Origin of the sequence: Streptomyces recifensis (assembly GCF_002154615.1) — a bacterium.
Taxonomy (GTDB): domain Bacteria; phylum Actinomycetota; class Actinomycetes; order Streptomycetales; family Streptomycetaceae; genus Streptomyces; species Streptomyces griseoluteus.
In genome coordinates, this window is sequence record NZ_MUNH01000125.1 from 1 (window position 1) to 13,730 (window position 13,730).

Below are 13,730 nucleotides of genomic sequence, written 5' to 3' on the forward strand. Positions count from 1 at the left end.
CAGCGTCGTCTTGCCCGCGCCCAGCTCCCCGGTCAGCATCACCAGGTCGCCCGCGCGCAGCAGCCCGGCCAGTCTCAGGCCAAGCTCCCGCATCTGCTCGGGGGAGGTGACGGTGAGCCGGGTCTCAGCCGGGTTGTGCGGTGCTACTGCCTCTTCCATAACCGCTTACGGTAGCCCCTGCCGGTACGGCTCCCGCGCGGGTCAGCAGGTCCGCGAGGCGGTCGGTGACGACCTCGGGGTGCTCCAGCATCACCAGGTGCCCGGCGTCCGGCACGAGCACCAGCTCGGCGTCGGGCAGCAGGTCCGCGATGGCCTCGCTGTGCTCGCTCGGCGTGACCAGGTCCCGCACCCCGGCGAGCACCAGCACCGGCATGTCCTGGAAGCAGGCCAGCGCCTCGGTCTTGTCGTGGTCGGTGAAGGCCGGGTAGAACTCCGCGACCACGTCGATCGGCGTGGACTCGATCATCCGCTCCGCGAACCGCGCGACCGCCGGGTCGATGTCCCGCCCCGCGAACGAGTACCGCTTGATCACCCCGGCGAACAGGTCCGCGGTGGCCCGGCGCCCCTTCTCCACCAGCTCCGCCTGCTGCCCGAGCGCCTTCAGCACGCCCGGCAGCACCCGGCGCACGGCGTTGACCCCGGCCACCGGGAGCCCGAAGTTGACCTCGCCGAGCCGCCCGGAGGAGGTGCCGACGAACGCGGTCGCGACGACCCGGTCCCGGATGTACTCCGGGAACTGCGCGGCCAGCGCCATCACCGTCATCCCGCCCATCGAGTGCCCCACCAGCACCACGGGCCCCTCGGGCACGGCAGCGTCCAGCACCGCCCTGAGGTCCCGGCCGAGCTGGTCGATGGTGACGGGCAGCCCGTCACGGATCTGGGCCACGCCCCGCCCGGACTCCCCGTGGCTGCGCTGGTCCCAGTGGACGGTGCGGACGACGCCGCGCAGGGCGGCCCGCTGGAAGTGCCAGGAGTCCTGGCCGAGGCAGTAGCCGTGGCAGAAGACGACGGTCACCGGGGCGGGCGCCTTGCGGCCGAAGAGCCTGCGGCGGCGCGGGGAGACGTTCGGGCCGGGGTCGGGCTCCACGTCGTCGACCTCGTAGTGCAGCTCGGTGCCGTCGTCGGAGACGGCCTTGCCGGGGGTGCCGCGCAGGGTGCCGTAGGGGCCGGCGGAGTCCAGCGCCAGGACGGCCTTGCGGCGTATGCCGCGGCCGACCGTCATCCGCTCTATGGCGACCCCGGCCGCCGCGCTGGCGGCCAGGACGCCTATCGCGGCGCCGGCGAGACCGGTCGCCCTGCGCCAGCCGCCGGACGCGGCCGTCGCGGCCACCGCGTCCACGACGGCCTCCGCACTGCTCTCGCTCACGTGCCGTTCCTCCTCGCCATACTGCCGTCCGCCGGGCCCGTGCGCCCTGGAGCTACCGGACAGTAGCGTGCCCGGTACCCGCAGGGGTCATCCGTTCACATGGACGCGGGGCACGCGGGTGCCGATCCGGGTGACGATCTCGTACGCGATCGTGCCGCACACCTGCGCCCAGTCCTCGGCGGTGGGCTCGCCCCCGTCGCCGGGCCCGAACAGCACGGCCCGCGTGCCCGGCCGGGGCTCCTCGCCGCCGAGGTCGACCACGAACTGGTCCATCGCCACCCGCCCCGCGACGGTCCGCAGCTTGCCGTCGATCAGCACCGGGCCGCCGTCCGAGGCGTGCCGGGGGATGCCGTCGGCGTAGCCCAGCGGCACCAGTCCGAGGGTGGTCTCGCCGGGGGTGACGTAGTGGTGGCCGTAGCTGACGCCGTGCCCGCCCGGCACTCGCTTGACCAGCGCCAGCGACGCGCTCAGCGTCATCACCGGGCGCAGCCCGAAGTCGGCCGGGGTGCCCAGCTCGGGGCTGGGCGAGATGCCGTACATCGCGATGCCGGTACGGACGAGGTCGAAGTGGGTCTCCGGAAGGGTCAGCGTGGCCGGGGAGTTGGCGATGTGCCGCACCTCGGGCGCCACGCCCCGCTCCTCGGCGTACGCCACCATCTCCCGGAACCGGGTGAGCTGGGCGGCGATGGAGGGGTGGCCGGGCTCGTCGGCACAGGCGAAGTGGGACCACAGTCCGGTGACCTGGATCAGCCCGGCGGCCTCGGCCTCCAGCGCGGCGCCGACCAGTTCGGGCCAGTCCTCGGGCTGGCAGCCGTTGCGGCCGAGCCCGGTGTCGGCCTTGAGCTGCACCCGCGCGGGCCTCCCCGCCTCGCGGGCGGCGTCGCCGACCTCGCGCAGCGCCCACATCCCGCTGACCGCGACGTCGAGGTCGGCCTCGATCGCCGTCCGCCAGGGCCCGCCGGGCACCCAGAGCCAGCACATGATCCGGCCCGGCAGCCCGGCCGCGCGCAGGGCGAGGGCCTCCTCCGGGGTGGCCGTGCCCAGCCAGGTCGCCCCGGCCTCCAGGGCCGCGCGGGCGCACGGCACGGCACCGTGGCCGTACGCGTCCGACTTGACGACGGCCATCAGGTGGGCGCTCTTGGCACGGGCGCGCAGCGCCCGGACGTTGGCGCGCAGGGCACCCAGATCGATCTCGGCGCGGGCGCGCAGGGGCGCGGTCGGCACAGCGGAAGTCTCGTTCATGGCGCCCCCAGTCTCTCAGAGGGCGTCGGCGGCCCCCGGCCGCACTCCTCGGCGATCCGCCGTGCTCAGTCCCGCACCACGTCCCGCCAGGCGTCCGGGAGGTGCTCGGCGATGTCCAGCGCGGCGATGGGGACGCCGCGCGAGGCCAGGCGCCCGGCGAGGCCGTGCAGGTAGGCGGCGACGCTCGCCGCGTCCAGCGCGGACAGGCGGGAGGCGAGCAGCGATCCGGCGAGCCCTGACAGCACGTCACCGCTTCCGGCGGTGGCCAGCCAGCCGGTGCCGGTGGGGTTGACCCGTACCGGGCCGCCACCGGGGTCGGCGACCAGCGTGGTGGAGCCCTTCAGCAGCACCGTCGCCCGGTAGGCGGCGGCCAGTTCGCGCACCGAGGTCAGCCGGGCCGCCTCGACCTCCTCCCGCCGCACCGCCAGCAGGGCGGCGGCCTCCCCGGCGTGAGGGGTCATCAGGGTCGGCGCGGTGCGCCCGCGTACGAGGTCGCGGTCGGCCAGCCGCAGCCCGTCGGCGTCCAGCAGCACGGGTACGTCGGCGCCGAGCACCTTCGCCACGGTCGCCGCGTCGTCCCCGGCGCCCGGTCCCACCACCCACGCCTGCACCCGGCCCGCGTGGTCGGGTCCCTGGTCGGAGACGAGGGTCTCGGGGAAGCGGGCGATGACCGCGTCCCCGGCGGGACCGACGTACCGTACGGCGCCCGCGCCGCCGCGCAGCGCGCCGGAGACGGCGAGCACGGCGGCGCCGGGGTAGCGCGCGGAGCCGGCGGCGATGCCGAGCACCCCGCGCCGGTACTTGTCGCTCTCCGCGCCGGGCCGGGGCAGCAGCCGGGCCACGTCCTCGTGCTGGAGGGCCTGAAGCACCGGGTCCGGGGGGAGTTCGAGGCCGATCTCGACGAGCCGTACCGTCCCGGCGTACTCCCGGCCGGGGTCGATCAGCAGGCCGGGCTTGTAGGCGCCGAAGGTGACGGTGAGGTCGGCGCGTACGGCGGAGCCGGACACCTCGCCGGTGTCCGCGTCGACCCCGCTGGGCAGGTCCACGGCGACGATCGCGGCCCGCGCCCGCTCGGCGGCCGAGGCGAGGCGGGCGGCGTCGGGCCTGAGGCCCCCCTTGCCGCCGATGCCGACGACACCGTCCACCACGAGGTCGGCCCGCTCGATCGCGCCGAGCGCCCGCTCGGGGCCGATGACGTCGCCGCCCGCCTGGCGCAGCGCGGCGAGGCCGCCCTCGTGGGCGCGGTCGGGCGCAAGGAGGACGGCGGTGACGCCGGCGCCGCGCCGCCGCAGCCGCGCCCCGGCGTACAGCGCGTCACCGCCGTTGTCGCCGCTGCCGACGAGCAGCACCACCCGGCTGCCGTACACCCGCCCGAGGAACTCGGCGCAGGCGGCGGCCAGTCCGGCGGCCGCCCGCTGCATCAGGGTGCCCTCGGGCAGCCGGGCCATCAGGGCGCGCTCGGCGGCCCGTACCGTCTCCACGCTGTACGCAGTACGCATGGGTCCGAGTCTGCCCCCGAATCGCGGGCCCTCGCACCCGGATGGTTCACCCCTCGGCGATCACCACGGCGGAGGCCACGCCCGCGTCGTGGCTGAGCGAGACGTGCCAGGAGCGCACCCCCAGCTCGGCCGCGCGGGCCGCGACGGTGCCCTTGACCCGCAGCCGGGGCTGCCCGCTGGCCTCGACGTACACCTCGGCATCGGTCCACAGCAGCCCGGCGGGGGCGCCCAGCGCCTTGGCGAGGGCCTCCTTGGCGGCGAAGCGGGCGGCGAGCGAGGCGATCCCGCGCCGCTCCCCGCCCGGCAGCGTCAGCTCCCCGGCGACGAACAGCCGGGCGGCCAGGTTGGGCGTGCGCTCCAGCGCCGCCCGGAACCGGTCGATCTCGGCCACGTCGATCCCGACCCCGATGATGCTCATGCCGGGAGCCTACGGCCGCTCCCCTACTCCACCGTCACCGACTTCGCCAGGTTCCTCGGCTGGTCCACCTCGTTGCCGCGCGCGGTGGCCAGTTCGCAGGCGAACACCTGCAGCGGCACCGCCGAGACCAGCGGCTGGAGCAGGGTGGGCGTGGCCGGGATGCGGACGACGTGGTCGGCGTACGGGACGACCGCCTCGTCGCCCTCCTCGGCGATGACGATGGTGCGGGCGCCGCGGGCGCGGATCTCCTGGATGTTGGAGACGATCTTGTCGTGCAGCACGGAACGGCCGCGCGGGGAGGGCACGATGACGACGACCGGCATGTCCTGCTCGATCAGCGCGATCGGGCCGTGCTTCAGCTCGCCCGCCGCGAAGCCCTCGGCGTGCATGTAGGCGAGTTCCTTGAGCTTGAGGGCACCCTCCAGGGCGACGGGGTAGCCCACATGGCGGCCGAGGAAGAGCACCGTGTTCTTCTCCGCCAGCGAGCGGGCGAGTTCCCGTACCGGCTCCATGGTCTCCAGGACCCGGTCGACCGCGCCGGAGATCCGGGAGAGGTCGCGGATGACGTCCCGGATCTCGTCGCCCCACTTGGTGCCGCGCACCTGGCCCAGATAGAGGGCGACGAGGTAGCACGCGACCAGCTGGGTCAGGAACGCCTTGGTGGAGGCGACGGCGACCTCGGGGCCGGCGTGCGTGTAGAGCACGGCGTCGGACTCGCGCGGGATGGTCGAGCCGTTGGTGTTGCAGATGGCCAGCACCTTGGAGCCCTGCTCGCGGGCGTGCCTGAGCGCCATCAGGGTGTCCATGGTCTCGCCGGACTGGGAGATGGCGATGACCAGCGAACGCCCGTCCAGGATCGGGTCCCGGTAGCGGAACTCGCTGGCCAGCTCGACCTCGCAGGGGATGCGGGTCCAGTGCTCGATGGCGTACTTGGCGATCAGCCCGGCGTGGAAGGCGGTGCCGCAGGCGACGATGACGACCTTGTCGACCTCGCGCAGCTCGGCCGCGCCGATCCGGACCTCGTCCAGGGTGAGCGAGCCGGAGGGGTCGATGCGGCCGAGGAGGGTGTCGGCGACGGCCTTGGGCTGCTCGGCGATCTCCTTGAGCATAAAGTAGTCGTAGCCGCCCTTCTCGGCGGCCGAGGCGTCCCAGTCGACGTGGTAGGCGCGGACCTCGGCCGGGCTGCCGTCGAACCCGGTCACCGTGACGCCGTCGCGGCGCAGCTCTACCACCTGGTCCTGGCCCAGCTCGATGGCCTCGCGGGTGTGCGCGATGAACGCGGCCACGTCGGAGGCGAGGAAGGTCTCGCCCTCGCCGACGCCCACCACCAGCGGGGAGTTGCGGCGGGCGCCCACGACCACGTCCGGCTCGTCGGCGTGCACCGCTACGAGGGTGAACGCGCCTTCCAGGCGGCGGCACACCAGCCGCATCGCCTCCGCGAGGTCGGCGCTCGCGGAGAACTCCTCCGCCAGCAGGTGCGCGACCACCTCGGTGTCCGTCTCGGAGGCCAAGTCGTGGCCGCGCTCGCTGAGTTCCGCGCGCAGTACGGCGAAGTTCTCGATGATGCCGTTGTGCACGACCGCGACCCGGCCCGCGTTGTCCAGGTGCGGGTGGGCGTTGGCGTCCGTCGGGCCGCCGTGGGTGGCCCAGCGGGTGTGCCCGATGCCGGTGGTGCCGGCCGGGAGCGGGTGTTCGCCCAGCTCCTTCTCCAGGTTGACCAGCTTCCCGGCCCGCTTCGCCGTGGCCAGGCCGCCGTCCGCGAGCACCGCGACACCGGCCGAGTCGTAGCCCCGGTACTCCAGCCGCTTCAGCCCGGCCATCACGACATCGAGCGCCGACTGCGCCCCTACGTATCCCACGATTCCGCACATGTGCCGCAGCCTACGGTCCGTCAGCGGTCCAAAACCGCTTCCGCGTGCCCGGATTCGGAAATTTTCACTCGGGTACGAGGACGCGAACGGACAAAAAAAGGGGGGCACCACGTGAAGGTCGTCCACGCGGTGCCCCCCCCTTCCGGGCTCAGCCGCGGCGTACCGCAGGGGCCTCCAGGCCGAAGGAGGCGCTGTTGAGCCAGCGGCGCATGTACTTCGCGATCGGGCGCTCCACGAGCCGGTGCACCACGTAGGCGAGCAGGACCAGCGCGGCCACCGTGGACACCACCAGCAGGCGGGGGTCCATCCGGTCACCGAAGTGGTGGGCGACGGTCAGGCCGATCACGTCGTGCAGCAGGTACAGCGGGAACGTCATCGTTCCCGCCACGCTCAGCCACCGCCACTGGATGCGGCTGGTCCAGCCGAGCGCGATGGCGGCGATCAGCGCGAAGAAGCCGGTGATCGTCAGCACCAGCCAGCCGCGCCACGGGTGCCAGGTGTCCCAGTCGAGCCGGCCGCCGTGCGGGGTGAGGATGAAGTGCATCGCCAACAGCCACGACATCAGCACGATCCCCCACAGCAGCGGGGTCGCCCGGAACCGGTACATCAGGTAGAACGCCATGCCCGCGATGAAGAACGGCGCGGAGACCGGGTTGACCAGGACCGTCAGCAGCGGCAGATGAGCGGCCGGGGCCAGCACCGCGGCGACCGTCCAGATACCGGCGAACACGGCGACGCGGGTGTAGGTGAGGCCCTTCCACACCACGATCGAGAACGTCAGGTAGAAGCACAGCTCCGGCCAGAGCGTCCAGTACACCGAGTCCAGGTTGTCCACGCCGAGCGGCTTCTGGAGCATCGTGAGGTTGGCGAAGACCACCCGCGGGTTCGGGTGACCCATCGGGGTGTCGAAGAGGTAGATGACGGCCGCCGACACCAGCACGCCTATCCAGTACATCGGGTACAGCCGGGTCACGCGGGAGATGAAGAAGTCCCGCGGCGACCGGCCCCAGGCGCTCATGCAGATGACGAAGCCGCTGATCAGGAAGAACAGGTCGACCCCGAGCCGGCCGAAGGCCAGATAGCGGTGCGAGTCCGGGAAGATCGCCTGGTACGGGCGCCCCCAGATGTGCTCCATCGTGTCCGGCGTCTGCCCGGTGAAGTGGAAGACCACCACCGCGACGGCGGCCAGGAACCGCAGCCCGTCCAGCGCGGCCAGCCGCTGCCCCTTGCCCCGCATGCTCGGGGCGGCCTCCTTCGGCTCCGAGGGCGCCTGTGTCACCCGGACATGTGCGGTGGCCAACTCCCCGGCGGGCTCCTCTTCGGCCTCGACCGCCACCACCGCGTCTTCCCTCAGGGTCATCCATCCACCATTTCAGCGCCAGTCTCTGTGTCCGCATCGTACGAACTCACGTTCACACGACGACTGAGCAGTAAGAACGGTTGCCCCCACGTCTCCGGACAACTTTCGACCCTGCCACACACGACGCTCACACATTTCATCGCCGGGACGTGACCGACCCCACCCCCACTCCCGTTCAAACAGCGTTAACAATGGAATGTGATCTCACCGGTCTCCGCGATGCCCCGGAGCGCCCACCGGCACAGGCCGGAGGCGACTCCCTACGTCGATCTCACCCGCGCCGAGTGGAGCGCGCTGCGCGACAAGACGCCGCAGCCGCTCACCGCCGAGGAGGTGGAGAAGCTGCGCGGCCTCGGCGACGTCATCGACCTCGACGAGGTGCGGGACATCTACCTCCCGCTCTCCCGGCTGCTCAACCTCTACGTCGGCGCCACCGACGGCCTCAGAGGCGCCCTGAACACCTTCCTGGGCGAGAAGGGCTCCCAGTCCGGCACCCCCTTCGTCATAGGCGTGGCGGGCTCGGTGGCCGTCGGCAAGTCCACCGTGGCCCGCCTGCTCCAGGCACTGCTCTCCCGGTGGCCCGAGCACCCCCGCGTGGAGCTGGTCACGACGGACGGTTTCCTGTTGCCGACGAAGGAGCTGCAGGCCCGCGGGCTGATGTCCAGAAAGGGCTTCCCGGAGTCCTACGACCGCCGCGCCCTGACCCGTTTCGTCGCCGACATCAAGGCCGGCAAGGACGAGGTCACCGCACCGGTCTACTCCCACCTCATCTACGACATCGTCCCCGGCGAGCGCCTCACCGTGCGCCGCCCGGACATCCTCATCGTCGAGGGCCTCAACGTCCTCCAGCCCGCCCTGCCCGGCAGCGACGGCCGCACCCGCGTCGGTCTCGCCGACTACTTCGACTTCAGCGTATACGTCGACGCGAGCGGTGAGGACATCGAGCGCTGGTACCTGGAGCGGTTCAAGAAGCTGCGGCAGACGGCGTTCCAGGACCCGTCCTCGTACTTCCGCAAGTACACCCAGGTCTCCGAGGAGGAGGCGGTGGACTACGCGCGCACGCTGTGGCGGACCATCAACAAGCCCAACCTGACCGAGAACATCGCCCCCACCCGCGGCCGGGCCACCCTCCAGCTCCGCAAGGGCCCCGACCACACCGTGCAGCGGCTGCGCCTGCGCAAGCTGTAGCGGGGAGGGGGTTGGATGGGCGCATGCTGCATCTGCGCCTGATCGTCCCGTCCGACCGCACCGACGAGGTGGTGCGCCTGATCGAGTCCACGGTCGGCGCCACCCACCTCGTCGTCCTGCCCGGCGCCGCCCGCGACCCGGCCGGGGACGTGGTGATGTGCGACGTGGCACGGGAGGCGGGCGACGGCCTGCTCTCCCGGCTCCAGCAGCTCGGCATCGACCGCACCGGTTCGATCGCCGCGGACAACGTGGACCTGTCGCTGTCGACGCGCGCCGAGCAGGCCGAGAAGGACGCGCCCGGCGAGGCCGCGGACGCCGTGCTGTGGCAGCACCTGGTCGAGGAGACCCACGAGGAGTCCACCCTCTCGGTGACCTACGTCGCCTTCCTCGCCATCGCCACGATGATCGCGGCCTGCGGGGTGGTGCTGGACAACGCCGTGCTGATCGTGGGCGCGATGGCGGTGGGCCCCGAGTTCGGGCCGCTGGCGGGGATCAGTACCGCGCTGGTGCGCGGGAAGCCCCGGCTGGCGTTCCGGTCGCTGGTGGCGCTGGTCGTCGGCTTCGCGGTGGCCATAGCGCTCACCGTCGGCTTCAGCGTGCTGATGGACGCCGCCGGACAGTTCAGCAAGGCCCAACTGGAGGGCGACCGGCCCAACACCGGGTTCGTGTACGCGCCGGACGCCTTCTCGTTCGTGGTGGCGCTGCTCGCGGGCGCGGCGGGGACGCTCTCGCTGACCTCGGCCAAGTCCGGCGCCCTGGTCGGCGTGGCCATCTCGGTCACCACCGTCCCGGCCGCCGCGAACGCCGCCGTGGCCCTCGCCTACGGGGACACCGCGCAGACCGTCGGCTCCAGCGAGCAACTGCTGCTGAACCTGTTCGGCATCGTGGTGGCGGGCGTACTGACCCTCCTGGCCCAGAAGGCGTTCTGGGCCAGGATGGGCAGGAAGGGCCCGAAGACGGGAAACGACACGAGGAGCGGGACGCCCGAAGCCGCTTAGCCCAGCGCCGACTTGACCGCGTCCGCCAGCCGTCCGGCGATCGTGCGGGCCTGGTCGATGTCGGCGGCCTCCACCATCACCCGCACCAGCGGCTCCGTGCCCGAGGGGCGCAGCAGCACCCGTCCGGTCTGGCCGAGTTCACGCTCCGCCTCACCCACGGCGGCCGCGAGGTCGGCCGAGGTCCCCACCCGGGAGCGGTCCACGTCCGGGACGTTGACCAGCACCTGCGGCAGCCGGTCCATCACCGACGCCAGCTCGCGCAGCGCCCGGCCGGTCTCGGCGACCCGAGCGGCCAGCAGCAGACCGGTGAGCGTGCCGTCACCGGTGGTGGCGTGGTCCAGGATGATGACGTGCCCGGACTGCTCGCCACCGAGGGCGTAGCCGTGCTCCTTCATCTCCTCCAGCACGTACCGGTCGCCCACGGCCGTCTGCACCAGGCGGATGCCGGCCCGCTCCATGGCGAGCTTGAAGCCCAGGTTGGACATGACGGTGGCCACGACGGTGTCGGCGGACAGCTCGGAACGCTCGCGCATCGCCAGCGCCAGCACGGCGAGGATCTGGTCGCCGTCGACCTCCTCGCCGGTGTGGTCCACGGCCAGACAGCGGTCGGCGTCCCCGTCGTGCGCGATGCCGAGGTCCGCGCCGTGCTCCAGCACGGCGGCCTTCAGCAGGTCCAGGTGGGTCGAGCCGCAGCCGTCGTTGATGTTGAGGCCGTTCGGCTCGGCGCCGATGGTGACGAGGGTCGCGCCGGCTCGGGAGAACGCCTCCGGGGAGACACCGGCGGCCGCGCCGTGCGCCTCGTCCAGGACGATCTTCAGCCCGTCGAGCCGGTTGGGCAGCACCGACAGCAGGTGGGAGACATAGGTCTCGAAGCCCGCCTCGTAGTCGCGGACCCGGCCGACCCCGGCGCCGGTGGGGCGCTCCCAGGGCTCGCCGTGGCGGTGCGACTCGTAGACGGCCTCGATACGGCCCTCCAGCTCGTCCGCCAGCTTGTGGCCGCCGCGGGCGAAGAACTTGATGCCGTTGTCCGGCATCGCGTTGTGGCTGGCGGACAGCATCACACCGAGGTCGGCGCCGAGCGCGCCGGTCAGGTGGGCGACGGCGGGCGTGGGCAGCACGCCGACGCGGAACACGTCCACGCCCGCGCTGGCGAGGCCCGCGACGACGGCGGCCTCCAGGAACTCCCCGGACGCGCGCGGGTCACGGCCCACCACGGCGGTCGGCCGATGGCCCTCGAACGTGCCCGCCTCGGCGAGCACGTGCGCCGCCGCGACGGACAGGCCGAGCGCCATCTCGGCCGTCAGGTCCGCGTTGGCGACGCCACGCACGCCGTCGGTACCGAAGAGTCGTCCCACTTGTCCTCCCGAGGAAGCGTCACTGCTGCCAGGAATCATGGCATGCGCCCGAGCATCCGATCACACAAGACTTTGAGCGTCTTGTGTCGTTATACGCCCTTGGGCGGAGATAAACGAACGCCCCGGCGGCACACAGGGCGTGCCGCCGGGGCGTTCGGAGTACGCGCGAAGCGCCGCTGTTTAGCGCTTGCTGTACTGCGGAGCCTTGCGGGCCTTCTTGAGACCGGCCTTCTTGCGCTCGACCGCACGGTCGTCGCGCTTGAGGAACCCGGCCTTCTTCAGGGCGCCGCGGTTGTTGTCGACGTCCGCCTCGTTCAGCGCACGGGCGACACCGAGACGGAGCGCACCGGCCTGACCGGAGACACCGCCACCCGCGATGCGGGCGACAACGTCGTAGCGGCCTTCGAGCTCGAGCACCTTGAAGGGCTCGTTGACTTCCTGCTGGTGCACCTTGTTCGGGAAGTAGTCCTCGAGGGTGCGACCGTTGATCTTCCACTTGCCGGTGCCCGGAACGATCCGGACGCGGGCGATGGCGTTCTTGCGGCGGCCCAGGCCGGCGGCCGGCTGGGGCTCACCGAAGCGGGACGCGAGGGACTCCGACGTGTACTCGCCCTCGACGGGGAGCTCGGTCTCGGTGGTGTAGCTCTCGATGTCGACGAGCTCAGTCTCTTCGAGCGGCTGCTCGGGGGTGGTCTCGGCCACGATTCTCCTCAGATTCTCTTCAGTCTTAAAGGGTGGCCGGAATTACTGCGCGACCTGGGTGATCTCGAACGGCACCGGCTGCTGGGCAGCGTGCGGGTGCTGGTCACCCTTGTAGACCTTCAGCTTCGAGAGCATCTGACGGCCAAGGGAGTTCTTGGGGAGCATGCCCTTGACGGCCTTCTCGACGGCCTTCTCGGGGTTCTTGTCCAGCAGCTCGTCGTAACGGACGGAGCGCAGACCACCCGGGTAGCCGGAGTGACGGTAAGCCATCTTCTGGGTCCGCTTGTTGCCGGACAGGTGCACCTTGTCGGCGTTGACGACGATGACGAAGTCACCGGTGTCGACATGCGGCGCGTAGATCGGCTTGTGCTTGCCCCGGAGAAGGGTCGCGGCGGTGGTGGCGAGACGACCCAGGACGATGTCCTGAGCGTCGATGACGTACCACTGGCGCGTCACATCGCCGGGCTTGGGGCTGTACGTACGCACGGTTCGTAGCCTTCGCTTCGAGTGAATGGTCCTGAACAGGTCACCGAAACGATCACGACAGCCTCGATCGCACTGCGGTGACGCAACCGCGTGCAGATCGCTGGTCATCGGCCCGGTGGACCGGTGTAAGGGCCCGTCCCGTGAGAATGAGCAAGCCAATACACAACGAGGAGCTAGGTTACCGGGCCGCCCCCGGACGGGTCAAAACGAGCTTGCCGGAAATCCTCCCTGCCGCAATGTTCCCCCGTGCGCCGAAGGTCCCCGTATCGCCTCCGTACCCGCTCCCCTCGGGCGCGCCGGGACCTCGCGGCCCCCTCTAAGATGCGCCCCATGAGTTACGGGCAGGGGGGTCCCCAGTCTCAGTGGGACCCTTGGACACCTCAATCCCAGCAGCCGTGGAAGAGCGGCGACGACGACGGAACCCCGGACTGGGCCGCGCTCGCGGACGCCTCGGAGAACCGCAAGAAGCGTCGCAAGGTGCTGCTCGTCGCGGGCGGCGTGCTCGCCACGGGCGCGATAGGCACCGCCGTCGCCATGGCCGTGTCGAACGCGGGCGGGGACAGCCGGGCGGGCGGTCCCTCCAGCCTGCCCGCGACCGCGTCCCTGCCGGGCGGCACGGCGACCACGGCCCCCTCCTTCGCCCCGACCAGCGCGCCCCCGCCGCTGGACCCGAAGGACTTCATAGCCAGCGCCAACAAGGACACCGCCCCGCTGAGCCCGGAGACCCTGTTCCCCGGCACCCAGCTCACCATGGGCGAGACGGTGTACAAGAAGGGCGCCACCAGCGACAGCAAGAACTGCGCGTCCGGCGCCGGCGGCACCCTGGCCCAGGCGCTCGCCGCCGGGAAGTGCACCCGGCTGATGCGGGTCAGCTACGTGAAGGACGGTGTGGCCGTCACCGTGGGCGTCGCCGTCTTCGACAACGACACCGACGCCCAGCGCTTCAAGGACCGCGCCGACAAGAAGAGCATCGTCGCCGCGCTGCCCGGCAAGGGCGTCAAGGCGTTCTGCGACTCCGCGATCTGCCGCTCCACCACCAACACCCTCGGCCGGTACGCCTACTTCACCATCGCCGGGTTCACCAACGGCAAGGACGTGACGACCAAGGACACCAAGGTGTTCGCGGCCGGCAACGACCTGGCCCAGTTCTCCTTCCGCCAGATCCGGCGGCGCGGCGAGGCCCAGGCGTCGGCGGCCGCCAACCAGTAGCGGCCGCCCGCACTCCGCCGCCCGCACTCCCCCGCC

13 protein-coding genes are annotated in these 13,730 nt (G+C 71.9%); 3 read left to right on the forward strand and 10 right to left on the reverse strand.

Annotated features, from left to right (window positions below; translation table 11 throughout):
- The 7 genes from CCN33_RS08240 to CCN33_RS08270 form a co-directional block, all read right to left on the reverse strand.
- The coding region (locus CCN33_RS08240) for a tRNA (adenosine(37)-N6)-threonylcarbamoyltransferase complex ATPase subunit type 1 TsaE (protein ID WP_140394489.1) at window positions 1-159 on the reverse strand (159 nt) is incomplete at its 3' end.
- Entirely contained in the window at window positions 125-1,366 is a 1,242-nt protein-coding gene (locus tag CCN33_RS08245; RefSeq protein WP_086692730.1) for an alpha/beta fold hydrolase, read from the reverse strand. The genes CCN33_RS08245 and CCN33_RS08240, both read right to left, overlap by 35 nt.
- An 87-nt stretch (window positions 1,367-1,453) precedes the next feature.
- Complete coding sequence (gene alr / locus CCN33_RS08250; protein ID WP_086692732.1) at window positions 1,454-2,608, reverse strand: alanine racemase; 1,155 nt, start codon at window positions 2,606-2,608, stop codon at window positions 1,454-1,456.
- 65 nt (window positions 2,609-2,673) lie between these two features.
- Window positions 2,674-4,107: an NAD(P)H-hydrate dehydratase gene (locus tag CCN33_RS08255; RefSeq protein ID WP_208621683.1), complete on the reverse strand. Its 1,434-nt coding sequence runs from the start codon at window positions 4,105-4,107 to the stop codon at window positions 2,674-2,676.
- 46 nt (window positions 4,108-4,153) lie between these two features.
- Window positions 4,154-4,525 (reverse strand): holo-ACP synthase, encoded by a 372-nt coding sequence (locus tag CCN33_RS08260; RefSeq protein ID WP_086692735.1) that lies wholly within the window; start codon window positions 4,523-4,525, stop codon window positions 4,154-4,156.
- Window positions 4,526-4,548: 23 nt separating this feature from the next.
- Window positions 4,549-6,396: a glutamine--fructose-6-phosphate transaminase (isomerizing) gene (gene glmS, locus CCN33_RS08265; RefSeq protein WP_086692737.1), complete on the reverse strand. Its 1,848-nt coding sequence runs from the start codon at window positions 6,394-6,396 to the stop codon at window positions 4,549-4,551.
- Between the two features lie 148 nt (window positions 6,397-6,544).
- Window positions 6,545-7,756 carry an acyltransferase family protein gene (locus CCN33_RS08270; RefSeq protein WP_086692739.1) on the reverse strand — a complete coding sequence of 404 codons (1,212 nt, stop codon included), beginning with the start codon at window positions 7,754-7,756 and terminating at the stop codon, window positions 6,545-6,547.
- A gap of 219 nt (window positions 7,757-7,975) precedes the next feature.
- On the opposite strand from CCN33_RS08270, the gene coaA reads away from it, so the two are divergent.
- The gene (gene coaA / locus CCN33_RS08275) at window positions 7,976-8,944 is read left to right on the forward strand and encodes a type I pantothenate kinase (protein ID WP_167387794.1); all 969 of its coding nucleotides are present in this window, start codon (window positions 7,976-7,978) and stop codon (window positions 8,942-8,944) included.
- A gap of 23 nt (window positions 8,945-8,967) precedes the next feature.
- Complete coding sequence (locus CCN33_RS08280; RefSeq protein ID WP_086692742.1) at window positions 8,968-9,942, forward strand: DUF389 domain-containing protein; 975 nt, start codon at window positions 8,968-8,970, stop codon at window positions 9,940-9,942.
- On the opposite strand, the gene glmM is transcribed toward CCN33_RS08280, so the two are convergent.
- From glmM to rplM, 3 genes are all read right to left on the reverse strand, one after another.
- Window positions 9,939-11,297 (reverse strand): phosphoglucosamine mutase, encoded by a 1,359-nt coding sequence (gene glmM / locus CCN33_RS08285; RefSeq protein WP_086692744.1) that lies wholly within the window; start codon window positions 11,295-11,297, stop codon window positions 9,939-9,941. The two genes, CCN33_RS08280 and glmM, sit on opposite strands and share 4 nt — an antisense overlap.
- 180 nt (window positions 11,298-11,477) lie before the next feature.
- Window positions 11,478-11,999: a 30S ribosomal protein S9 gene (gene rpsI, locus CCN33_RS08290; protein ID WP_086692746.1), complete on the reverse strand. Its 522-nt coding sequence runs from the start codon at window positions 11,997-11,999 to the stop codon at window positions 11,478-11,480.
- 42 nt (window positions 12,000-12,041) lie between these two features.
- On the reverse strand, window positions 12,042-12,485 hold the full coding sequence (gene rplM, locus CCN33_RS08295) for a 50S ribosomal protein L13 (protein ID WP_030811719.1): 444 nt from the start codon (window positions 12,483-12,485) through the stop codon (window positions 12,042-12,044).
- Between the two features lie 330 nt (window positions 12,486-12,815).
- Between rplM and CCN33_RS08300 the strand changes: the two genes are divergently transcribed.
- Window positions 12,816-13,694: a hypothetical protein gene (locus tag CCN33_RS08300; RefSeq protein WP_086692747.1), complete on the forward strand. Its 879-nt coding sequence runs from the start codon at window positions 12,816-12,818 to the stop codon at window positions 13,692-13,694.
- Window positions 13,695-13,730: the final 36 nt, after the last annotated feature.

Coding starts and splice junctions, on each gene's coding strand:
- alr (WP_086692732.1), bottom strand. CDS start 2,608: ATGAACGAGACTTCCGCTGTGCCGACCGCGCCCCTGCGCGCCCGCGCC.
- CCN33_RS08255 (WP_208621683.1), bottom strand. CDS start 4,107: ATGCGTACTGCGTACAGCGTGGAGACGGTACGGGCCGCCGAGCGCGCC.
- CCN33_RS08260 (WP_086692735.1), bottom strand. CDS start 4,525: ATGAGCATCATCGGGGTCGGGATCGACGTGGCCGAGATCGACCGGTTC.
- glmS (WP_086692737.1), bottom strand. CDS start 6,396: ATGTGCGGAATCGTGGGATACGTAGGGGCGCAGTCGGCGCTCGATGTC.
- CCN33_RS08270 (WP_086692739.1), bottom strand. CDS start 7,756: ATGACCCTGAGGGAAGACGCGGTGGTGGCGGTCGAGGCCGAAGAGGAG.
- coaA (WP_167387794.1), top strand. CDS start 7,976: ATGCCCCGGAGCGCCCACCGGCACAGGCCGGAGGCGACTCCCTACGTC.
- CCN33_RS08280 (WP_086692742.1), top strand. CDS start 8,968: ATGCTGCATCTGCGCCTGATCGTCCCGTCCGACCGCACCGACGAGGTG.
- CCN33_RS08300 (WP_086692747.1), top strand. CDS start 12,816: ATGAGTTACGGGCAGGGGGGTCCCCAGTCTCAGTGGGACCCTTGGACA.